At 39.8% G+C, this 24453-nt stretch carries 17 protein-coding genes; 5 read left to right on the top strand and 12 right to left on the bottom strand.

What is annotated here, in order from left to right:
- Nucleotides 1-10: 10 nt before the first annotated feature.
- From B3600_RS05060 to B3600_RS05030, 7 genes are read right to left on the bottom strand one after another with little or no spacing between them, the layout of a single operon-like run.
- On the bottom strand, nt 11-1348 hold the full coding sequence (locus tag B3600_RS05060; protein ID WP_075991042.1) for a cytochrome c oxidase subunit II: 1338 nt from the start codon (nt 1346-1348) through the stop codon (nt 11-13).
- Nucleotides 1349-1391: 43 nt separating this feature from the next.
- Nucleotides 1392-2627: a quinol:cytochrome C oxidoreductase gene (locus B3600_RS05055; protein ID WP_112373821.1), complete on the bottom strand. Its 1236-nt coding sequence runs from the start codon at nt 2625-2627 to the stop codon at nt 1392-1394.
- 19 nt (nt 2628-2646) lie between these two features.
- The gene (locus tag B3600_RS05050) at nt 2647-3285 is read right to left on the bottom strand and encodes a c-type cytochrome (protein WP_286833372.1); all 639 of its coding nucleotides are present in this window, start codon (nt 3283-3285) and stop codon (nt 2647-2649) included.
- Nucleotides 3269-3805 (bottom strand): DUF3341 domain-containing protein, encoded by a 537-nt coding sequence (locus B3600_RS05045; protein WP_112373822.1) that lies wholly within the window; start codon nt 3803-3805, stop codon nt 3269-3271. Before B3600_RS05045 ends, B3600_RS05050 begins: the two co-directional genes overlap by 17 nt.
- Before the next feature lie 6 nt (nt 3806-3811).
- Nucleotides 3812-5296 (bottom strand): NrfD/PsrC family molybdoenzyme membrane anchor subunit, encoded by a 1485-nt coding sequence (gene nrfD / locus B3600_RS05040; RefSeq protein WP_046674137.1) that lies wholly within the window; start codon nt 5294-5296, stop codon nt 3812-3814.
- Between the two features lie 29 nt (nt 5297-5325).
- Nucleotides 5326-8340 (bottom strand): TAT-variant-translocated molybdopterin oxidoreductase, encoded by a 3015-nt coding sequence (locus B3600_RS05035; protein WP_286752308.1) that lies wholly within the window; start codon nt 8338-8340, stop codon nt 5326-5328.
- Nucleotides 8341-8377: 37 nt separating this feature from the next.
- On the bottom strand, nt 8378-9640 hold the full coding sequence (locus B3600_RS05030; RefSeq protein ID WP_070563536.1) for a cytochrome c3 family protein: 1263 nt from the start codon (nt 9638-9640) through the stop codon (nt 8378-8380).
- A gap of 491 nt (nt 9641-10131) precedes the next feature.
- Between B3600_RS05030 and B3600_RS05025 the strand changes: the two genes are divergently transcribed.
- Nucleotides 10132-10512: a methionine-R-sulfoxide reductase gene (locus tag B3600_RS05025; RefSeq protein WP_046674140.1), complete on the top strand. Its 381-nt coding sequence runs from the start codon at nt 10132-10134 to the stop codon at nt 10510-10512.
- Here B3600_RS05025 and B3600_RS05020 read toward each other — a convergent pair.
- Nucleotides 10502-11512: a LacI family DNA-binding transcriptional regulator gene (locus B3600_RS05020; protein WP_112373823.1), complete on the bottom strand. Its 1011-nt coding sequence runs from the start codon at nt 11510-11512 to the stop codon at nt 10502-10504. The genes B3600_RS05025 and B3600_RS05020 overlap by 11 nt on opposite strands.
- 147 nt (nt 11513-11659) lie before the next feature.
- Between B3600_RS05020 and B3600_RS05015 the strand changes: the two genes are divergently transcribed.
- On the top strand, nt 11660-13942 hold the full coding sequence (locus tag B3600_RS05015; protein ID WP_286752307.1) for a GH92 family glycosyl hydrolase: 2283 nt from the start codon (nt 11660-11662) through the stop codon (nt 13940-13942).
- Between the two features lie 77 nt (nt 13943-14019).
- The gene (locus B3600_RS05010) at nt 14020-14346 is read left to right on the top strand and encodes a DUF493 domain-containing protein (RefSeq protein WP_070563528.1); all 327 of its coding nucleotides are present in this window, start codon (nt 14020-14022) and stop codon (nt 14344-14346) included.
- Nucleotides 14347-14413: 67 nt separating this feature from the next.
- Here the strand turns inward: B3600_RS05010 and B3600_RS05005 are convergent, their stop codons facing one another.
- The 4 genes from B3600_RS05005 to B3600_RS04990 form a co-directional block, all read right to left on the bottom strand.
- Nucleotides 14414-15361, bottom strand: coding sequence for a hypothetical protein (locus B3600_RS05005; RefSeq protein WP_286752306.1), 948 nt, complete (start codon nt 15359-15361; stop codon nt 14414-14416).
- An 82-nt stretch (nt 15362-15443) separates the two neighbouring features.
- Nucleotides 15444-17630 (bottom strand): polyribonucleotide nucleotidyltransferase, encoded by a 2187-nt coding sequence (gene pnp, locus B3600_RS05000; protein WP_286752305.1) that lies wholly within the window; start codon nt 17628-17630, stop codon nt 15444-15446.
- A gap of 560 nt (nt 17631-18190) precedes the next feature.
- A complete protein-coding gene (gene rpsO, locus B3600_RS04995; protein WP_046674145.1) occupies nt 18191-18469 on the bottom strand; it encodes a 30S ribosomal protein S15 in 279 nt (92 codons plus the stop codon).
- A 104-nt stretch (nt 18470-18573) separates the two neighbouring features.
- Nucleotides 18574-19785, bottom strand: coding sequence for an acyltransferase family protein (locus tag B3600_RS04990; protein WP_115047207.1), 1212 nt, complete (start codon nt 19783-19785; stop codon nt 18574-18576).
- Between the two features lie 227 nt (nt 19786-20012).
- Between B3600_RS04990 and B3600_RS04985 the strand changes: the two genes are divergently transcribed.
- Nucleotides 20013-21179, top strand: coding sequence for an ROK family protein (locus B3600_RS04985; RefSeq protein WP_286752304.1), 1167 nt, complete (start codon nt 20013-20015; stop codon nt 21177-21179).
- Nucleotides 21180-21228: 49 nt separating this feature from the next.
- Nucleotides 21229-24453 carry a SusC/RagA family TonB-linked outer membrane protein gene (locus B3600_RS04980; RefSeq protein ID WP_286752303.1) on the top strand — a complete coding sequence of 1075 codons (3225 nt, stop codon included), beginning with the start codon at nt 21229-21231 and terminating at the stop codon, nt 24451-24453.

Below are 24453 nucleotides of genomic sequence, written 5' to 3'. Positions count from 1 at the left end.
AAATTCTTAATTAGTTCAAAGATGCTGTAACTTGTACGCTATCCTTTTTCACGTTAGCTGTTTTACCGCTGAACTCTTTTTGCAAATCCTCAGTAAAATACTTATTTTGTTTAGCTAACCACTCTTTATATTTCTCTTCAGTTACGACAACCACTTTCTTTTGCATGTTGTAGTGACCAGATCCACAGATCTTATTACACAACATCACGAAGTCATAGTTATAGTCTCCCAAACGATCACGCATCTCTTCTGTGGTTACAGTAGGTGTGAATTGGAAGTAGTTAGTCATTCCCGGTACCGCATTGATCTGAACACGGAAATCAGGAATGTAGAAAGAGTGAATAATATCTTTTGAAACGATATGGAAACGTACAGGTTTGTTTACAGGCAACCAGATCTCAGATCCTTGAATATCATCCCAAGAATTTTTATCATTAAAGTCAATACCGTACGGGTTCGTTGGCGTAGTCATTTTATAATTACGTTTACCAATAATCCCGTCCGAGCCAGCATAACGAACATTCCATTGGAATTGCTCTCCAAGTACTTCAACCTGTAAAGCTGATTTTTGAAGATCCTCAGGAATATTTGTGATTGATCTCCATGTAAAGAAACCGAACAATACCAATACTGTCAAAACAACAGCAGGAACGATTGTCCACAACTTCTCGATTGCATTATTATGAGGATAATAATAAGCCTGACGTTTTGCACGCATGCGGTACAAGAATGTAAATGTCATCAACAAGATGTGTGTGATAACCAATACAAACGTTGTAATTGCTGTCGTAATGATAAACATCGTATCAATACGCTCACCGTGCTCAGTTACTGCCGATCTCCAATAAGCGGCTCCCCAGTGTACATACGACCAATATACACCGTAAAGGAATACAACCAAGAAAATGAATAACAATGCCGATTGAAATGTGTTATTCGCAAACGGATTGTATTTACCGTTCATTTTTCTTGTCAATTCATAGATCGAAAGTACTTTACCGATAACGGCAACAACTGTACATATAACCAAGAATAACAAGACATAATATGTGAAGTTTTTATAAACCTGAGGGTCTATTTGCTTCACTTCTTCAACAGCAGGAGCAGCAGCGCTAGCTTCTGTAGAAGAACTAGCAGATGCAACAGCAGCAGTACCTGCTGCCGCTGTTGTATCTTTTGCAACCGAATCCGTTGCTGCAGGGGCAGCTACTGCTGTAGTCGCCGCTTTAGCAGAATCAGATGCTACTGTATCTTGTTGACTTGCTAGGATAGGAGTCGCAAAAAGCAATCCTAGTGCAAGCACAAAACCCGAGATGGATTTGAATCTATTATTTAATTTAAAGCTCATTTCTTTTATAACGTTTTTACGTAACCTTCCTTTAAAAGTGAAACTATATCTGGTGATGCAAACTCTCATCCAAGAAAGGATGATTTTTAGGCACCAATGCTTGTTTACTCAATTTACTCATCACTAAGAAGATGAACAAACCTAAGAAACCAAGTGCAGTTCCGATTTCAATGATACCAAATCCTCTATGTTCAGCAACAGTACCAGGCATGATCATGATATAATAATCTAGCCAGTGACCAGCCAATAATAGAATCGCTACGAATAACATCACGTTTTGTTTACGTTTAGCATCGCGATCCACTAATAGTAACAATGGTGCCACAAAGTTAATGATAATACTCAACCAAAACCAAGGTTTGTATTCAGGTTCCCAACGTTTGTAGAAATAAACTGTTTCCTCTGGGATGTTTGAATACCAAATCAACATGAATTGTGCAAACCAAACATAAGTCCAGAAGATAGAGAAACCGAACATCAATTTACCCAAATCGTGTAAATGATTTTCGTTTACCCAGTTCATATAACCAGCTTTCTTCAATACAACAACAATGATCGTGATACATGAAATACCACTTACCCACATTGCTGCAAAGTTATACCAACCGAACATTGTCGAAAACCAGTGTGCCTCTAAAGACATTACTGTATCGAAAGACCAGATTGGTGTAGTAAAACCAAAGATAACCAAGAAGATTGCTGACAATTTGAATGACTTTTTATAAGAAGTCAATCCGCCTTCCAAATCCTCTTTATAAGAAAGTTTCGCAAAAATAACAGCAAAAATGCTATATGTACCCAAAAATACCACCTGACGGATCAAGAAGAATGGAACATTTAAATAAGCAGATTTACCTGCGATAATAGGGTCAAAATTTGTACTATGCGGATCAGTAATACCATCTGCATTCCAGTGGTGATATAAGTTATGTGTGGTTAAACCTAAACCTACGATAACTAATAAGACTAATGATGCAATTGGTAAAACACTCGCCATAGCTTGAGGTATACGTACCAAACCTGCAGACCATGCAGATTGTGTTACATATTGCAAGGCAACAAAGAATGTTCCAGCTGCGCATACACATGTAAAGTAATAACCCATCAATAACAAGTTGGCATAAGTACGCTCTACAGTAACGTGATCGCCCGAAAGCAACCCGAAAGCTACAGCAGCTACGCCTAGTACAACAGCGACAATACTGAACATTTTAGCTTTGCCAGCAAACTCGTATCGCTCGTTGAAATTATAATCGTGATGATGACTGTGAGTTCCCATTTATATATCTGATGTTAGATTATTTCTTTTGTAATTCGTGAACATACATAACAACTTTCCATCTCTCCTCTGGAGACAATTGAGATGCATGTGATCCCATCGAGTTGTGTCCGTAATAAATTGTATGGTAAATTTTACCATCAGTCAAGTCAGCCATCAAACCACCCCGTGAAGAGCTCGCCGCATCTGTTCTATGATAAGATGGTGGCGGAGGAAAGTTCTCTAATTGACGAGTACCTCTTGAATCAGTCACGCTACGATCTTTTGTGATAGGACCATCACCTTTACCTTCTACTCCATGACATATAGAGCAATAAGTTGTGAACAAAGCTTTACCTTTTTCAAGATTTTCGGCATTTACCACCAAAGGACTTTTTACTTCTCTTCCTGCACGTTCATAATCCTCTAATGTATTGGCGTATTCAAAACGAGTGAAACCAATTGGATCTGTACCTTTAGGAGGTGTTTGTGCTGTTTTTCCATCAGCAAAATTCGCATTAGGTTGATCCGGATTGAAAGCAAGCGGATCGTACATGTTACGAGAAAACTCTAAACCTGTACTACGAGTTGTTTTGTCACCACAAGAAGAAACAAGTGCTGTCAATGCCACAGCTGCGCATAGCGTTCCAAGTAAATTCTTCTTATTCATAGCTAACATATTTTCTATCATTGTACTTAACTTCAACAGCACCAGCTTCTTTCAATAAGCTATCGATCAAAGCGTGATCTGTATTTTCATTGGCATCTACTGCAAGGATGAAACGATCATCTGTTGCTCTCAAGTCCATTACACGAGGTGTACGTCCCGGAAATAAGTGGTTACGGAAGAAAAACGTGGCAACCATACCCAAGGCACACAATAAGATCGTAACCTCAAATGTAACTGGAACAAAGTTTGGCATACCAAAAGATGGTTTACCACCGATATTCATCGGCCAATCATATGCCATTGTATAATACAACAAACTAAAACCCAATGTCGTTCCTAATGCTCCAAAGCAAAATGCTGCGATAGGCAAGCGAGAAGGTTTCACACCCAGCTTTGCTTCGATGCCGTGAATAGGCATCGGAGTAAAGCAGTCGTAAATACTTATATTGTTTGCTTGCAATTTGTCGATCCCATGCATCATTTCATCGGGATCCGCAAAACTACCTAATATATATTTTGTATTGCTCATTGCTGATTATTTTCTAACTGATAATTCTTTAATCTCTTCTTCTGTCACTGAATCATATTTCTCTAATGACTCTTGGAAGTACTTCACTTGTTCCTCAGGGAATGCGCCTTCTTGAGCCAATTTAGTTTTATGTTGTAATGAAGATGATTTCAACAACAATTTCACTTCGGCGATAGCGATACCTGGTAAGAAACGTAAGAACAACAAGAATAATGTAAAGAATAATCCGATTGAACCTACAAAGATACCTACGTCTGTCCAAGTTGGGTAGAACATTGCCCAAGATGAAGGCAAGTAATCACGGTGCAATGAAGTCACGATAATTACAAAACGCTCAAACCACATACCGATGTTTACAACAATCGATAAGATCCAGGAGATTGGAATACTTGTACGGATTTTTTTGAACCAGAATAACTGTGGAGAAATTACGTTACAAGTCATCATAGACCAGTAAGCCCAAGCGTATGGACCCAACATACGGTTCTCGAAAGCATACATTTCGTATTCTGAACGAGAGTACATGGCGATAAACAACTCTGTCAAATAAGCCACACCTACGATTGAACCCGTTGTCATGATAATGATATTCATGGACTCAATGTGGAACATCGTGATGTAGTTCTCAAAGTTCATTACTTTACGTAAGATCAACAATAAAGTCTGTACCATCGCGAAACCCGAGAAGATCGCACCAGCCACGAAATACGGCGGGAAGATCGTTGTATGCCATCCAGGGATAACCGAAGTTGCAAAGTCCATGGATACGATCGTGTGTACAGAAAGTACCAGCGGAGTAGAAATACCGGCCAAGATCAATGACACGATTTCAAAACGTTGCCAAGTCTTAACAGAACCATTCCATCCGAATGATAATACAGAATAGATTTTTTGTTTTAATCCAGTAGCACGGTCACGAATTGTCGCGATATCCGGCAACAAACCACAGTACCAGAATACCAAGGATACTGTAAAGTAAGTCGAGATCGCAAACGCATCCCACACCAAAGGAGAGTTGAAGTTTACCCAAAGTGATCCAAATTGATTTGGAAGTGGGAAAATCCAATAAGCCAACCAAGGACGCCCCATGTGAGCTACAACGTATGTCGCCGCACAGATTACCGCAAAGATCGTCATCGCCTCTGCAGAACGGTTGATTGAATTACGCCAGTTCTGGCGGAAGATTAATAATACAGCTGAAATCAACGTACCCGCGTGACCGATACCTACCCACCATACGAAGTCGGTGATATCCCAAGCCCAGCCTACAGTTTTATTCAGACCCCAAGCGCCGATACCTGTCCAAAAGGTATAACTAACGCTAACTACCCATAATAAAGCACCTAATACAGCAACGGTAAAACCAATCCACCATGCTTTATTCGGTTTATTTTCAACCGGTAGTAAGATATCATCCGTAATTTTTGCATACGTAATGTCCTTACCGGTCATTAATGGTTCTCTTAATATTGATTCGTTATGCGATGACATAGTATTTTTATTTCAAATATTGTACAAGATTACGCCTCAAAAGTGTTTCTAACTTTTGTCATATAACCGATACCCGGTTGAACATTGATTTCCTCAAGTACGTAATAAACACGCTCGTTGCGTAATGCTTTTGATACTTCTGATTCTGGATCATTTGCATCTCCAAAGATGATCGCATTTGCCGAACATGCTTGTTGACAAGCCATTTGGATATCGCCATCTTTAACTTTGCGATTTTGAATCTTAGCTTGCAATTTACCTGCTTGAATACGTTGGATACACATTGAACATTTCTCCATTACCCCACGTGAACGAGTAACAACATCTGGATTCAATACCAATTGTGTGAACTCATTGTTCAAGTAGTTGTCAAAACGTGAATCATTCCAGTATGCAAACCAGTTGAAACGACGAACTTTGAACGGACAGTTATTCGCACAGTAACGTGTACCAAAACAACGGTTATATGCCATGTGGTTCAAACCTTCTGAAGAGTGTACTGTTGCCAATACTGGACAAACCGTTTCACAAGGTGCGTGACCACAGTGTTGACACAACATCGGTTGGTGAACAACAGTGATATCTTCGAAATCTAAATCAGCCGAAGCTCTCGCAATTTCTTTCTCTTTTGTAAGATCTTGATCTTTTCCTTCGATTGTATAGTAACGGTCAATACGTAACCAGTGCATTTCACGACGACGACGAACCTCATCACGACCTACAACAGGAATATTATTTTCAACGTTACAAGCAACGATACAAGCACCACAACCCGTACATGCGTTCAAGTCGATTGCCATCACCCATTTGTGACCAGGTTGCTCATATTTGTTCCACAAATCGTATGTTTTGTGATTATCTGTAAAGCGTCCTGCCTCAGAGTTAGGATCTTTCAGATATTTCGCAAATGTCGTCTCACGGATCACGTTACGACCTTCGATCGTGTGGTGTGTTTGTGTTTGTGCCAATTGGTAAGTTCCAGACGCTTTCGCTACAGTTGCTTTAGCAACACCTTGTACTGTACCATTGATGATAGAAGCAAAAGGGAACGCGTTTTTACCAACTTCATTACCTGCTTTACCAACTTTTGTACGGCCGTAACCTACAGCAATTGAAACTGTTCCTTGTGCTTGACCAGGTTGTTGTACAACTGGCAATTCCAATTCAACACCATTTGCTTTTACAGTCACTTTACCGTCTTCACCCAATCCTAATTTCTCAGCATCTTTCGGGTTAAGAGCAGCGTAGTTATCCCAAGTTACTTTAGAAACAGGGTCAGGCAGTTCTTGTAAATAAGCGTTGTTCGCGTAACGACCGTCACGAAGACCAGCAGGCTCATAAAGTTTCAATTCAAACTCACCGGTAATCGCTTTGCTTGATGCCTCAATTGCTGAAGCTGCCGCTGCAGCATTTCCTGTAAATGCAGGAGCTGTTGCCGCTTTAGCACCTTTATATTCAAAACCAGTTTGCAATACAGCATCCCAGTTTTTCGTAGAACCTGCTAAGATTTGTGTAGACCACAAGTTCTTAACGAAGTTGTACATATCGGTATCATTTCCTGCCCAAGTCAACAAGCTTTGTTCAACTTGACGTGTTTTGAAAACAGGATTAATTGTTGGTTGAACGATCGAGAACAAACCTTCTTTTGGATTCGCATCACCCCAAGACTCCAAGAATGTACTTGCTGGAGCGATCGCTGTCAATTCAGAAGCTGTTTCATCCGCACGTTGCGAAAACGATAAGGTGAAAGGAACTTGTTTCAACGCTGCTTTTACATCTTCTGCTTTGAAGTAATCATACACCGGGTTGCTATTCAAGAAGAACGCAACACCAACTTGACCTGATTTCGCAGCTGCTAAGAAAGCTTGGAACGAAGAATCTGAACCTTGGTATTGTTTAGAATAGTTATCCAAATCGATGATTGTACCGTACGCGCCTAATGCAACGTTAATTGCATTGACCAATACCTGTACATTGACATCGTTAGAACCAGCAACAACAATTGCTGCGCCTTTGCTGTTCACCAATTCTTTCGCTGCTAGAGCGACACCTTTTTGTGCTTTTTTGTTTGCAGTGGCACCAGCCAAAGACTGACCAGTGATTGCATTATATAAAGCAACCAATGTAGCTCCTTCTTCCGAAGGTTTGATGGCGATACGAGCATCCGCATTTGTACCAGTCATCGAAAGACCAGACTCAAATTGCACGTGACGTGACATTTTTCCGTTTTTCAACGATTTATAATCACGGTTTTTAGCGTATTGTTGTGTATGCTCCTCACCTGCTAACCAAGTTCCTAAGAAATCAGCTGCAACGGAAACAATCACATTTGCCTTTTCAAAATTGTATGAAGGGACAACAGCTTTCCCAAATGAAGCTTTATTCGCCTCAATAATACCGCTGTAAGATACAGCATCGTATTGTACATGGTTAACTGTTGGGAATTTCGTTGCGAAAGCAGCGATAGCCGCCAACGTTGAAGGACTGTTTACGGTGTTAGAAACGATCGTAATTTGTTTACCAGAAGATGCTGCTGCATTCAAAGCTTTAACAACTTCCCCATCCAATTTAGACCACTCTACATCTTGACCTTTCAATTGTGCCTGTTTCAATTTGGACTCATCGTATAAATCCAATACAGAAGCAGCAGTCGTTGAATCCAAACCTTGGTTCAAACCAATTGCATTCGGGTTAGGCTCAACATTGATCGGACGACCTTCGCGCGTTTTAACCAAGATACTTTGACCGTTGAACGTCGAAGCATAATAGTTAGGGATACCTGGAGTTACCTCTTCAGGTTTAATCAAATAAGGAACTGCCTTATGCACAGGAGTACGGTTACAAGCCGCTAAAGAAACAGCACCCAAACCAAATCCTAATGCTTTCAAGAAGTCACGGCGAGGAGTTTTAGTACTCAAGCCAGCTTCGTTTAATACATCTTCTACAGGAATAGATTCGGCAAACTCACCCTTGCTTCCTTCAACGAAAGCAGGAGTTTGATTTAACTCTTCCAAACCTTTCCAATATTTTTTATTGCTATCCATTTAAGCTGTATATAAGATTGCGTATTTCAAATAATTATTAATAGTGACACTTACCACACTCAAGACCACCGATCATGGCTGCAGTCATTTTCTCACCTTTCTTAATTCTTTCGTGTGCTTTGATCAAATCTTCATAGTATTTGTTATCCGATTTGATATCTGTCTTTTTGTGACAATCAACACACCATTTCATCGTCAATGGAGAGTATTGGTATACTTCTTCCATATTTTGGATTGGACCGTGACAAGTTTGACACTCAACACCAGCTACCACAACGTGTTGTGAGTGGTTGAAGTAAGCAAAGTCAGGTAAGTTGTGGATACGAACCCATTGAATTGGCTTCGGATTGTTACCGTAAGTACGCGTATCAGGATTCCAATCCAATGCACGATAGATTTTAGCAATTTCCGGAGAAATCTCACCATCATAATGCTCTGATGCAGTGATTGTATTGTGACAGTTCATACATACGTTGGCCGATGGAATAGACGCATTTTTAGATTTAAATGCTCCACCGTGACAGTATTGACACTCAATTTTGTTAACACCAGCGTGGATTTGGTGCGAGAACTTAATTGGTTGAACCGGCTGATAGCCTTGGTGAACACCAACGTTCCACATGGTCTTCCAACCACCTACAGCTAATAATGCAACTAACATCAAGACTGTAAAGCCAACCAACTTTTTGTTTTTAACGAATGCTTTCGCAAACTTCACAAAACGTTGGCTATCTTCTGGCTCTTGTTGCGCAGCAATAGCTTCTTGGTTTTTAGCAATTACATTTTCTAAGGTACGGATCACACGATTCAACACCACGATAACCACTACAGCCAAAACAACAACTGCGATCAAGCCCAAAATCATGAACATAGACGCGTTATCATCTTTAGCGCCAGCACCACCAGCAGCAGCCTCTTTCGGTTTCTCCTTAGAAGCATCAGTGATATACGCTAATACCGACTTGATCTGATCGTCAGATAAATCAGTAAAAGAAGTCATCACAAGCTTGTTGTTCTCTTCGAAGATTTTAACTGCATCAGCATCACCAGACGCAATTAAAGCCTGAGAGTTCTTGATCCACTTGATTAACCAAGCTTCGTCTTTCGTCTCTGGAATCCCCTTTAAAGCAGGACCAACCACTTTTCTGTCAATGGCGTGACAGGATGTACACTTAGATTTGAAGATTTTTTCACCTTCCTTGACATCTTGCGCATGCAACGTCGTAACGGCAAATAATAGCATCAAACTCGTTGACACCACCCTCGCAAGGCTTCCCAAAACGGATGAGATAGTTCTCATATTTAGCACTTTATACTATTTATTTGTGAATGTAAAAAATTAACTCCCATGGTTAAAGGAGCCACTACCCCCCTAACAATGCCACAAAAGTATGATTTATTAACAAATCGCTGACAATTTTGTGACCTTTAATATCAATTTATAATCATTCTAAACAAATGCGTTTAAACAAGGATAAAAACAGCATTAAGCTATTAAAGTAGTTCCATCGCTACAACTTTTCATTTGGATAGCCATTCAAATATAAGACAATTCCATGACAATTTAAAATACCCAAAATTGACGATCACGAGGAACACAAAAAGTTTTTTTTCGTCTTTATTTCCGTAACTTTATCAAGATGAATGGAGACCGGGCCAGGATCAATTCCCAGACTGAAAATGAAAGAATCTGGATGATACTACTTTTATAGAGATGCTCTTTTATATAAAGGAGTAGATTGATCCCAGTCGACCGCTCCTGTCAAAATCAACGACTAACATACGACAGACATGGAAACAAACAAAAAATACAACCCGCTAAGTAAAGAAGAGGAATACATTATTATACACAAGGGAACTGAGCGGCCTTTTACGGGTGAACTTTTAGACAATAAGCTCAAAGGAACGTATATCTGCCGCCGTTGTGACAGCCCGCTATACCGTTCGGAGTCGAAATTTGAATCTGGCTGTGGCTGGCCAAGTTTTGATGATGAGATTCCTGGAGCAATTACAAGGATCACCGATGCCGATGGTCGCCGCACTGAAATCCTTTGTAGCACATGTGGCGCGCATTTAGGCCATGTATTCCTCGGAGAAGGCTTTACGACAAAAAACACGCGTCACTGCGTTAATTCTATTTCAATGAAATTTGTAGCCGATACTACGAAGTAACTTTCACTTTAGTCGACTCACGAACTTTCAGTTCACAAGGCAACACCATTCTACGTGTTGCTTTTATTTTACCCTGAAGACGAAGCAACAAAATATTAATCAGGTTCTCAGCAATGTCCTTGATCGGCTGCGAAACAACTGTGATAGCAGGTTCTACCAACTTAAAAACTGTATGGTCGTCAAAAGCAATGACTGCTGGCATCGTAAAGTTGAACTTTTTAGCGGCCTTCAAGCCCGAAATCGCCAAATAGTTAGTGGAGAACAAAACAGCATCCAGCCTGTTTTCACAGATGAACTCCCGCAAAGATTCCATCGCCTCCTCATCCGAAGCATCCATTTGGATCTTCTGGATAAAACTTTGCTGCTTATTATTATCCATAGCTTTCATATAGCCATCTGAACGCTCTTTCATTTGAGTTTGATCCGAGTAGAGCGATACAAATCCGATACGTCTATAACCTTGTTGACACAAATGGTTACTTGCATCAAAGGCCCCCTGAAAATTGTCGGCCCCAACATAGTCTGTTTCAAGCCCCGGAAAATATCGGTCGAAGAGCACAACCGGGATATTATTCTGCTGTAACTGCTTTACGGTATCTTCCAAACCATCGGAAGGTGTAATAATAAAACCATCCACCTGCCGATCGTAAAACATCTGGATCAACTCCTTCGCTTTTTCTACATCATTGTTGGTACTACAATAAATAATGCGATAGCCCTGCTCATAGACCTTACTTTCGATCAGGCGTGCTATATTCCCAAAAAAAGGATTGGAAATATCTTCGATAATCAAACCTAGAATCTTCGTCTTCCCTGTGCGGAGACTTTTTGCCAATTCATTGGGCTTATAGCCGACCTTTTTGACATAGTCCAAAACCCGCTTAGTCAAAGCCTCACTAATACGCTTTTCTTTTGCCTTATCATTCAAAATAAAGGACACAGTAGTTACAGAAATCCCCAAGGCCTTTGCGATATCACTGATCAGAATACGTTTCTTCATGTAGTAGTAGTAGGTTTGTTAAGTTTTTTATTACGAAGATTACTAAAGTAAAAAATTTAACGACAATTTACTAAAATAATAATAAAATTGCGCTAAAAGGTTTTATTTACTAATTTTAAGCAGTTTTCAAATACCCGAACAAAACCTATGACAGGAAATAAACTACTCAAAACAGTGTTGGGCACACTAATTTTGCCATTTTGTGCGCAGGCCCAGCAAAATCTTACACAATATGTCAACCCCTTTATTGGGTCCGCGGATCATGGCCACGTCTTTGTTGGTGCGAATGTACCTTTAGGTGCGGTACAATTGGGGCCTACTCAAATCCCACAGATTTGGGACAAGTTCAATGGATGGGATTGGTGCAGTGGATACAATTACAAAAGCCAGGAAATTTTGGGTTTTACCCATACCCACCTGAGCGGAACAGGTATCGGTGACCTCAACGACCTTATGATCGTTCCTGCTAACGGAAAATTACAATTAACGCCCGCAGAATTCAACAAAATGAATACAGGTTATGGCTCTTCCTTCAAAAAAGAAAATGAGGTAGCAAAACCGGGATTCTATAGCGCTTATTTAGATGACTATCAGGTGCAGGCCAACCTGACAGCCACCGAACGTGTTGGTTATCATCAATATCGCTATGAAAAAACAGACAATGCACATATTTTGGTCGATTTAGGTTACCATATCAATTGGGATAAACCGACAGACACCTACATCAAACAGGTGAACGATTCGACCTTTGTTGGTTACCGCTTTTCAACAGGATGGGCGACTGACCAAAAATTGTATTTTGCCATCAGAACTTCCCAACCGATACAAAAAGTAAGATTTTTCGACGGTAAAGAAGAAAAATTAGGCCAAACAACATTCAAAGGACAGGCAATCAAAGCGGCTTTATTCTTTGATGCTGTTAAAAATAAAACCATCGAACTCAAAGTCGGTATTTCTCCGGTAAGCTCGACCAATGCGCTGAACAACATCAACGCCGAGATTCCAGGCTGGAATTTTGAAAAAGTAAAGCAAGACGCCGATCAACGTTGGAACAAAACCTTAAATAAGATTCAATTTGAAGCCGACAAAGATACGAAGACAATCTTCTATACGGCATTATACCATACCTACTTCGCTCCTACCATCTTCAACGATGCAAATGGCGATTATTTAGGAACTGACAAACAAGTATATGAGAAACAGGATTTTGTCAACCATACGGTATTTTCGCTTTGGGATACTTACCGTGGTCTTCATCCTTTGATGACGATCTTGGAGGACCGTAAAATCAACCAGGATTTTATCAAAACCATGTTGGCGATCTATCAACAACAAGGTAAATTACCCATGTGGCACTTACAAGGCAATGAAACCAATACAATGGTTGGATTACCTGCGATTCCAGTCATTGCGGATGCCTTCTTAAAAGGAATTATTGACGAGAAAGATTATCCTTTGATGTGGGAAGCTGTTAAGACCACGGCTATGGGTAATGATCACGGTCTAAAATATGCGCGTGAACTGACTTACATTCCGATCGACAGCATGCCTAATGAGTCTGTAGCATGGGCATTAGAGTATGCGATTGCTGACTTTGGTGCGTATAAAATTGCCGAAAAACTGGGTAAAACAGAAGACGCTGCTTATTTCAAAAAACGCTATAAACTATACGAGCAATATTTTGACAAAGAGGTAGGTCATTTCGTCGGTAAAAAAGCCAATGGCGAGTTCCGCAGACCTTTCGACCCCCTCATGGCCAAACACCGCGAGAATGACTATTGCGAAGGTAATGCTTGGCAATACACCTGGTTGGTACCCCAAGATGTCAAAGGTCTGATCAATCTTTTCGGTGGCGAGGAGAAATTTTTGAAAAAACTGGATTATTTTACGACCATGTCATCGGATCTTGGTGGTGAAGCTTCACCGGATATTTCAGGACTAATCGGCCAATATGCGCAAGGTAACGAACCAAATCACCACATCCCTTACTTGTATGCTTACGCGGGACAACCTTGGAAAGGTGCAGCCTTAGTCCGTAAAGCGATGACTGAGTTTTACACAAACAGTCCAGCTGGTCTATGTGGAAATGATGACGTCGGACAAATGAGCGCATGGTATGTATTCTCGGCAATGGGCTTCTATCCACTGAATGCAATGAGTGGTGTTTATGTCTTCGGCTCTCCGATGATGCAACATGCGAATATCAATCTACCGAATGGCAAAACGTTAGCGATCGATGTTAAAAACCAAGGCAAAGCCAATCCATATATCAAATCGATCAAGTTAAATGGCAAGCCTTACGCCAAAACGTTCATTACACATGCGCAACTTTTAGCAGGTGGACAGATGGAAATCGAGATGAGTGCTACGCCAAACAAAAACTTTGGTAAAAACAAAGCCGATTGGCCTTCAAACATTGACAATAATTAACTGAAAAATTGTCAGTAAAACATTACTGGATTAATATTTGTTAATACCTTAATAACATATTTAAGGAGAAACAAAACATGGCAGATTACAAAAACATCAATATACAAGATATCCCTGACGGAGGTGATAATCCAAAAGACTTCTATGAAACTTTTAAAGAGCGTTTGGAAGACTTAGAAACATTTCCAAAGGACTATACGTATAAATTTATCTTACCAAAAGATCAGGACCACTTCAATCAGATCCAGAGCGTATTTGATGACACAGGTGCACAGTTTGATTTTAAGGATTCCAAAACAGGTAAGTATACTTCAATTACGGTAAACTTGAACGTTAAAGACGCCGATCAGGTGATCTACTTCTACAAAGAAGTAGCGAAGATAAAAGGTGTTATCATGTTATAAAAAACAAATGAGGCTGTCGAATTGACAGCCTCATTTGTTTCTATTTCCTTCTTAAAATAAATCCCCCCTATTTCAACACCGCAACATCCAGCCAATAATCGCCACTAAATCTTTTACTATCATGATGTAGTTTCAATAGATTAACAGCAGTCTCCTCCTTTAAAAAATCCAAAATTCGTTTGACATCCCGCCGGGCAGCAAACTGTTTCCAGCTATTCTTACGATCATAAAAAAAAGACATTTGTCCCTTCATGCTATCCCATGTCCCGCCCAGCGCATATAACTTCGTTTCACTAAACAGTATATTTAAATAGTCATTATATGCCGAGCAATCGAGTGTAATCTCTTTATTTTTATTAGCCACCCAGTCAAATCGATACGAACAGTACATCGGGTTCCCATAGTAAATACCGGGTTTATGGGGAATCTTGGCCTCCTCAAAAAATTGCTTGAGCAATTTCACCACTTCTGGCTCACCATCGTATGCTAAGGGCACATCACTAAGCTCCCGATCCATATATAAGGTAAAAGAAGACAGATTGAGGCCCCAGCGTCCTTGATGATCCAATAAAAACTTGGACAAACGCTCCAAAAGCGGTGACATCCCACCTCTGAATGAGCCCTGCACGGAAAGTACCTCAAATGGTCTTGCCTCGTTAAATTTATAAGGGCTTTCATACACATCCATCACAAAGCGGTTATATTCCCGATCAAAATTAATGTAAAGCTCGTCTGTCATTGAATCCCTGATAGCTTTATCCTTTAAGATTAACCTATTAAGAGGCCAAAATAAATCCTGTTTATAGGACCACAAAATGGCACGATCCAGTTTATAAAACTCATAATGCCCCTTGGGCAAAATCATATTATTTTTATGTGCATAATGCTGTACAGTGGCAGACAGCTTCTGAAATTTATCCCCAAAAGACCGCTGACCATAAACTGACACATGAATGAGGACAAACACCAGAATCGGACTGGATTTCAAAAGAAGCAAACGAAGTATACTTTTCATAGGATAAAGATGCAGCTAAGTTTTATTTTCCATAAAAAAAGCCCGCGTAAAGCGAGCTTTTCATATCATTTAAAGAATAAACTTATTCTTGACCAGCACCAGCTACAGGAGCTTCGCCAGCAGGTTTATCCTGCTTTGGTTTGTCTTCTTTCGGCGGACGAGGCAATAAAGCTTTACGGGAAAGCTTCATTTTACCTTGTTTGTCGATATCCAACAATTTAACCGTTACTTTATCACCTTCTTTGAAGATACCGTCCATTGTTTCAAGACGTTTCCAGTCGATTTCAGAGATGTGCAATAAACCGTCTTTACCAGGCATGATTTCAACGAAAGCACCGAATGGCATAATTGATTTCACTTTACCTTCGTAAGTTTCACCAATCTCTGGTTTAGAAGCAATCGCTTTGATACGACCTACTGCATCATCAATAGCCGCTTTATTATCTGCGAATACTTGAACAACACCTTTATTATCAACTTCTTCGATCGAAATTGTAGCACCGGTCTCACGTTGCATTTCTTGGATAATTTTACCACCTGGTCCGATTACAGCGCCAATAAATTCTTTATCGATCAACAATTGAACGATACGTGGTGCATGTGGTTTGTAATCTTCGCGAGGAGCAGAAATTGTTTTCTTCATCTCACCCAAGATGTGTAAACGCGCTTCTTTTGCTTGATCCAAAGCTTGCGTCAACACTTCCCATTTCAAACCATTGATTTTTAAGTCCATTTGACAAGCAACGATACCTTTTTCTGTACCCGTTACTTTAAAGTCCATATCACCTAAATGATCTTCATCACCTAAGATATCCGATAAGATCGCATATTTACCTGTTTTCTCATCAGAAATCAATCCCATGGCAATACCTGAAACTGGCGCTTTCAATTTCACACCGGCATCCAAAAGTGCTAATGTACCAGCACATACAGTTGCCATAGAAGAAGAACCATTTGACTCCAGAATATCAGAAACAACACGGATCGTATATGGATTTTCACTGTCTGCAGGAAGTACCTGTTTCAATGAACGCATTGCTAAGTTACCGTGACCAACTTCACGACGGCCTGGACCTCTGTTAGGTCTTACCTCACCTGTAGAGAATGCAGGGAAGTTGTAGTGAAGAATAAACTTGTTATAACCGTTGATAAAAGCACCATCGATCATTTGCTCATCGTCTTTAGCACCTAAAGTAACCGAAGTCAATGATTGTGTTTCACCACGTGTGAATACAGCTGAACCGTGTGCAGCAGGCAAGTAATCTATTTCTGACCAGATTGGGCGAACTGTACGTACGTTACGGCCATCTAAGCGAATTCCTTCATCTAAGACAAGATTACGAACAGCATCATACTGAACATCGTGGAAATATTTTTTAAACAAGAAAGCTGTATCATCATCCAATTCCTCTGGCATTGTTGCTCTGTACTCTTCCGCGATTTTTGCGAAGTTTTCAGAACGGTCATGTTTTGCAGAAGCAGATTTTGCAATAGCGTAAACCTTATCGTAAGTAGCTGCAAAAATAGCATCTCTCAATTCAAGGTTTTCAGGCTCATGGTTATACTCACGTTTAACCGTTTTACCAACTAAGTTAGCCAGTTCTACTTGAGCAGCAACTTGTTTTTTGATCGCTTCATGAGCAAAAGCAATTGCTTCTACCATTTCAGCTTCAGAAATTTCTTTCGCTTCACCTTCAACCATACCAATATCTTGTGCAGAACCAGCAACGATAAATTCTAGCGTAGCTTTTTCAAGTTCAGATAATTTTGGATTGATAACCAATTGACCGTCAATCTTCGCAACGCGAACTTCAGAAATTGGTCCATTAAAAGGAATATCAGAAACAGCAATAGCTGCAGAAGCAGCCAAACCTGCTAAAGCGTCAGGCATAATATCTTTATCTGCAGAGATCAAGCTAATTGCCACTTGTGTATCTGCGTGATAGTTTTCAGGGAACAAAGGACGTAATGCACGGTCTACCAAACGTGAGATCAATACCTCATAATCCGATAGTCTAGCTTCACGACGTAAGAAACCTCCTGGAATACGGCCAGTTGCCGCATATTTTTCTTGGTAATCTACCGAAAGAGGTAAAAAATCAACCCCAGATTTAGCTTCTTTAGCTGAAACGACCGTTGCAAGCAACATCGTATCACCTTGTTTTAATACTACAGCACCATCGGCTTGTTTTGCCAATTTACCTGTAGACAATTCGATCTGGGTGCCATTACCCATATCGATGGTTGTTTTAATTTCGTTGTAATTCATTTAATCTTGTTTGCGACATGCTTTTCATCTTGTTGGCAGCATGCCAATATTTTAAATACATTAGATTTCAGCACAAAGGTAAATTAAAATATTAAGATTAATGCAATTAACATTCGGCTAAATAAGCAAATACTAACGCGTCGCAGCATTTGCCTACAAAGCCTTTCAATTTCTATCTTCTTCAAGCAGCCGATTCTGCCTTGTGATTGATTACCGAAGAAATTATCCAAAACATAAATCCTCTTAAGATAAATTTCAGGTCTTGCAGTTTTCAAGGTACTTCCTTGTAAATTAATTATAGAAAAGTTATGGCTAAGTTCGACTTGCTACCGACTTGTAAAAAACATGGCTGCACAATGAAAGCACCTTAAAAGGTAGACTCACCGTGGACTCACTGTGGACTCAAGCTGCTTACGGGACGAACCTGGCAAGAACATGGTTTTAACTTGTTTCCATCACTTCCTACACCATGGTTTTCGATCAAGAAAGTCGAGCGTTTTATAAAACAAAAAAGCCATCCAAAAATTTGGATGGCTTTCTTAACACCTTTGTATTAAAGCTTATTTGATGATATCACGTAAACCTAGACCTTTAATGATCGCACGGTAACGGTTGATATCTTTTTTATAAAGATAAGCTAATAATGAACGACGTTTACCTACTAACATTTGTAGGGCACGTTGTGTACCGAAATCTTTTCTGTTTTTTTTCAAGTGCTCAGTTAAGTGAGCAATTCTCTTAGTGAATAAAGCAACTTGACCTTCAGTAGATCCTGTGTTTGTAGCTGATCCAGCAAATTCTGCGAAGATATCAGCTTTGTACTCTTTACTTAAATACATTTCCTGAATAATATTAAAGCGTTAAAAATTTTATTAATTGGCTGCAAAGATAACAAAAATCTTTGAGTGCCAAAATAATTTAACAAGCAAAGATCGCGCTGATGCTACACCTTTACATAAATTTTCTTTTTATCCAGCCAATAGCAGATTACCCACATCAACGCCAGGAAACATAGCGAATACACAAAAGAACCAACTTCCGGTATTCCAGGAACTTTTGCGCAAACGTATTTATAAAACCAGGCAAAAGCGTCGAGGTATTTTTGTGTACCATCTTCTTTTACACCGTCAGGAATCCGGAATAACCCTAAGAAGCGAGGCAAGATACCACTCAGTACAAAGATAAACAGCGGATTTTTACCAAAAACATCAAAAAACTGTGTCAATTTATTTTTTACACCCTGCACTTCAATAAACCAGATCATACCACCCAGTGTCATGGTTGCCAAACCTGTGGTATAAAGTACGTAGGAACTTGTCCATATTTTTTTGTTGATCGGAAAACCCAAAGCCCATATCCAAGCCAGGACGACTAAAATAAATCCGGTCACAAACATGCCCGCCAGCAATTTAAAATGAGGCTCATTAGAGGGCGGTACTTTAGACCACAACCAATCCACCTGACCTTGTTTTTTTATAAATACACCAACTAAATACCCAAAGACGACCTGAACAATCGTCGGTAATGTGCTCATCAGTCCTTCGGGATCGAAGGGTACCCCCTCCCCTTTGTAAACATGCGGTAAACCTAGAATGGCAATATCATATTGTGTACCGAACCAACCTTCTAAGCTATAGGGATCTGCTCCTCCGGCTATTGCACAAATTGCCCAATATAACAACAGAATAATCGTCGAGATCCAGATTATCGTTTTTTCCTTAAAATAATAGGCGAGAATTGACGCAAAGCAGTAGGCTACGGCAATGCGCTGCAGTACTCCGAAAATCCGAATTCCACGGCTCGGGTCCGCTCCGTCTACCCATTGCTTCAACACAAGGGCTGCGCCATCCCATTTCACGAAAGGCCACCAGTTTATAAAAAGTCCGATCGCAAAAATTAAGACCGTCCGTTTAATTACTTTTTGCCAAAATATCGCCGGACCAGCTTCCTGTAATCGTGGGATAACAAAAGACATGGCATTACCCACTGCGAAAAGAAAAAAAGGAAAAACCAGGTCTGTAGGCGAGCAACCATGCCATTCTGCATGTTTTAGCGGTGCAAACATATGAGCCCATGTCCCCGGATTATTCACCATAATCATCAGTGCCACAGTAGCCCCACGAAAGACATCCAAGGAGTAATAGCGTTGTTTCATAATCAGATTGTATAATTAAAAGGTAAATATAAGCTATTTGATATTCATTTTTATGCATAATCTATGATTTAATGGCACAAACAGGAATACAAATTGTTACACAAAAACAAAAAAAACAAAGCATAGCCGCAACTTTTTAAATTTTTTTAAAAAGTATTTTGATCTTACATGCGATTTAACATATCTTTAACAAAAGTTTAATCAACTTTTAGAAACCACACGAACTAATGGAAAAAGAAATATTGAAAAACCTTTATTTTGATTCTGCGCTTTCTATTGCAGAGTTGGTCAAAAAACTCGCTAAGAGTACACCTTCCATTACAAAAATAATCAATCGTTTACTTGAAGAAAAAATAATTGTTGAATGTGGTTTTGCAGAATCTACCGGCGGAAGACGTCCTTTGCAGTTCGCAATTAATCCAGCACTGAATTTTTATATCTTGACGATTTCAACCGATCAGCATTTTTCCACATTTACATTAACAGATCTTAATCAACAGACGATTATCGAACACCGTGATGTTCCCCTAGAATTGAAGTCCAGCAACTCTGCTGATTTACTATTGGACGAAATTGAATCGATTTTGGAACTATCGGGAATCCAAAGGGACAAAATAATTGGTATTGGTCTAAGTATACCAGGATTTGTCAATTCTGAATTGGGTGTCAATGAATCTTATCCCCATAATCATCCTTTATACCGTATCAAAAGTAGCATAGAAGCAAAATACCAAATATCAACTGTGATAGAGAATGACTCCAGATGTATTGCTATCGCAGAAAAAGAGTTTGGATCAGCAAAAGATATTGATCATTCACTCATCATCAATTTAAATTGGGGTGTCGGATTGGGCATTATTATCAATGGCTCTGTTTTTAAAGGCGAATCAGGTTTTGCTGGAGAATTTAGTCATATCCCACTTTCGGATGACAACACGTTATGTTCTTGCGGAAAAAGGGGATGCCTGGAGGTAGAAGCCTCCTTAGACGCAGCCATTCGAAGTACGGAAACTGATATCCAAAACAACGAATATTCGATTTATAGCACCTTTGTAAAAAGTAAACTCAACAAAATAGACGCCTTAATTGAAGCTTCGAATGTGGGCGATCAAATCGCTATCAATAATTTAGGAAAAATAGGTTATATGCTAGGTAAAGGCATATCAACACTTATCCATATTCTGAATCCAAAACAGATCATCGTTAGCGGAAGAGGTGCAGAACTGGGACGAATTTTGAATCCACAAATACAAATTGCCATCAATGAATTTTGCATTCCTGAAATTGCAAAAACAACGAATGTTCAAATGTCATCTTTAAACAAACATGCACAAATCAAAGGTACTGCAGCGATTGTAGTCGAAAATCACATTAATAAAATTTTAACAAAATAATAACCACACTAATCATTTACTTATTGTAATTCATACTAATCATTAAAAAATGAGTCTATTTTACAAAAAAGCAGCGGGTATAGCATTGTGTACGCTATTTAGCGCCACTTCGCTTTACGCACAACAAACCATTACTGGTACAGTAACTGACGCCAAAGGTCCAGTTTCAGGAGCGACAGTTTCTGTTAAGGGCACTGCCAAAGGAACCCAAACAAATGCAAGCGGAGCTTTTACCATTCAAGCATCCCCAGGAGAAGTATTACGTATTTCTATTGTGGGTTACCAAACCCAAGAAGTTACGGTTACTTCCGCTAAATCGATTAAAGTATCCTTAAATCAGGACGCTTCGGCTTTAGATGAAGTTGTTGTCACAGCGATGGGCATTAAGCGCGAATCTAAGGCGCTAGGATATGCAGTTAGCAATATCAAAGCAGAGGAAATCACTAAAGCGGGTAACACCAACTTTGGATCAGCACTATACGGTAAAGCCCCAGGTGTGAAAATCACCACTGCTCCGGGTGGTTCTGCCAGTGCGGTTAACGTTCAAATCCGTGGTATCAATTCATTAAACTATCAACGTCAGCCCCTCTATGTTGTTGATGGTATCATCATCCGTAACGATCAACAAGGTGGTGCGACTGGTGCAAACAATAATAATTATTGGGACGATCAACGTATTAGGGGTAATGGTATGCTGGACATCAACCCCGCTGATATCGACAATATTTCCATCTTAAAAGGTGCTGCAGCCAGTGCACTATACGGCTCGGACGCTGCAAGTGGGGTAATTGTTATTACAACAAAGAAAGGCACAAAAGGAAGAGGTCTAGGAATTGACTTCAACTATAATGGATCAATCGAAAGAGCAGCCTTTTTACCGAAGTTCCAAAACATTTATGGACCCGGTTACGACGCAGCGACAAACATCGCTAACGGCGCGTCTGCCGAAGGTTGGTTTACAGATGCTAATTCTCCTTCGGGAAGAAGGCCATACTATAGATCCTACGGAAGTTTTGGTCCAAAATTCACTGGCGAAGATGTTATGTGGTGGGACGGACAGGTACGTCAATACAAAGCACGTGAAAATAACTACTACGACGTATTTGACAAAGGCTACAATTCCAATATTAACGTTGGTATCTCAAACCAAACAGAGAAAATTAACTACCGTTTGAGTGCGACCAGAATGGACTATAAAAGTACGAGCCCTGGTAGTAAACAAAACAGAAATACCTTCAACCTTAATAGCACGCTAAAACTTAGCGACAAATTGTCGACCGATATCGTCGCTAACTTTATCAATACCAATACCCACAACAGAACCTATCTGTTGGGTCAGGTACTTGGAAGTTTCGACGGGTTTTTCAGCAGAACAGAAGATATGTCTGCCATGAAAAATGCGTATCAAACCACTGACGGCTACAAATATTCCAAATTTGGAACAGGACGTCCTGAAGACTTCAAATACACGATGAGGGCTTCCAACCTCTTAGATTATTTTTGGAATCAATACAAAAACAGTTATGATGAGACCGAAAATAGGATTTTAACAAGTGCCACATTAAACTGGGATGTTGTAAATCACTTGAAACTCCGCGGAAGAATTGGTAATGACTTAACTTCTGCAACGAGCATCAACAAGCAATACAACGAATATGCAACGGCTTACAATTCAACTACCAGCAGTTCTGGAGGCTTCGCAACTTCAAAAGGAGTCTATTCGATCCTGTATGGTGATGTAATGGCAACCTATAGCAACAAAATCAATGCAGATTTCGACTATTCAGCGAGCGTGGGTTTCCAATCGAGATCAGAGCGTTATGATGATCAATCGTCAAGTACAGCAGGTGGTCTTGTCACAGAAAACTGGTTTAGCTTAAGCAACAGTTACGCGCAGGCAACAACTTCAAATAGCAGAAAGGAAATGCTAAAATATGCCTACTTCGGTTCCTTGAATATTGGCTATAAAGGATTTGCTTACTTAGACGGTACTTATCGTTCTGAATATTCTTCTACACTACCTTCATCAAACAATAATTATCGCTATGGTTCGGTTAGTGGTAGCTTTATTTTCAGCGATGCTTTCGATATCAAGTCTGATAAGTTCTCCTACGGTAAACTTCGCGCTTCCTACGGTATTGTTGGTAATGATGCCGCAATCTACGAAGCAAATATCGCTTACAACCAAAATCCATTATTGACCATCAATGGAGCTGTTCCATCATTGACCTATAGAAATAACTATGGAAATCTTAATCTACGTCCTGAGCGTAAATATGAGGTTGAGGTCGGTATGGAATTGAAGTTTCTAAAAAATAGATTAGGATTGGATGTTAGTTACTACAACAACTATATCGACGACCAGATCTTAGGACTTACAACACCAGCCTCTACAGGGGCTACTTCCCAAATTTTGAATATAGGAAAAATTGCCAATAACGGTTTGGAGCTTTCTATCAACGGTACCCCAATTCAAAATGAAAACTTTACCTGGAATTCTAGACTAAACTATTCATTTAATAAGTCGACAGTTAAAACCCTAGCACCGGGCGTTGAAGAATTGGTATTCTACTCTGCCGATGAAAACTCTTTGAAGATTACGGCAAAAGAAGGTGAGAAATTAGGAAATATTTACGTTTATGACATTGCCAAAGATCAAAACGGCAATAATTTGATCTCTGACGATGGACTCTATGTGATCGACAAAACCAAGTACAAATATGCTGGCAACATTATGCCAAAAGCGATAGGCGGTTGGACCAATACATTTACCTATAAAAACTTTATGTTAGACTTTACTGCTGATTATCGTTTTGGAGGTAAAATGGTATCCGAAAACCTCAAATACGGCATGAGTGCTGGTCTATATGAAAACACCTTACCATATCGCGAAAATGGAGTGACTTTGCAAGGTGTTAACGCCAATACAGGAAAAGCAAACGATGTACATTTGAGTGCTGCAGAATATTACATGAACACATTCGGATGGGGTGCAGATTCTTGGACTGAAAAAGGTGCCGTTTACGACAACAACTTTATCAAATTAAGAGAATTGTCTATTGGTTACCGTATTCCAGACAGTTTCACCAAAAGACTTAAAATTAACAACTTAAAGGTTTCTTTATTGGGCAGAAATCTATTCTACTTCTACCGTACATTGAAAAATCTTGACCCTGAAGCTCCAGTAGGTAACAAATGGTGGGCACAAGGTGTAGACGTTGGTTCATCTGCTGCTACCCGAAGTTTCGGTTTTTCATTGAATGCTAATTTTTAA

The organism is Sphingobacterium sp. UBA2480 (genome assembly GCF_002341965.1).
GTDB lineage: Bacteria > Bacteroidota > Bacteroidia > Sphingobacteriales > Sphingobacteriaceae > Sphingobacterium > Sphingobacterium multivorum.
The sequence above is the reverse complement of the archived record's forward strand: the minus strand, read 5'-3'. Positions and strand labels throughout refer to the sequence as shown.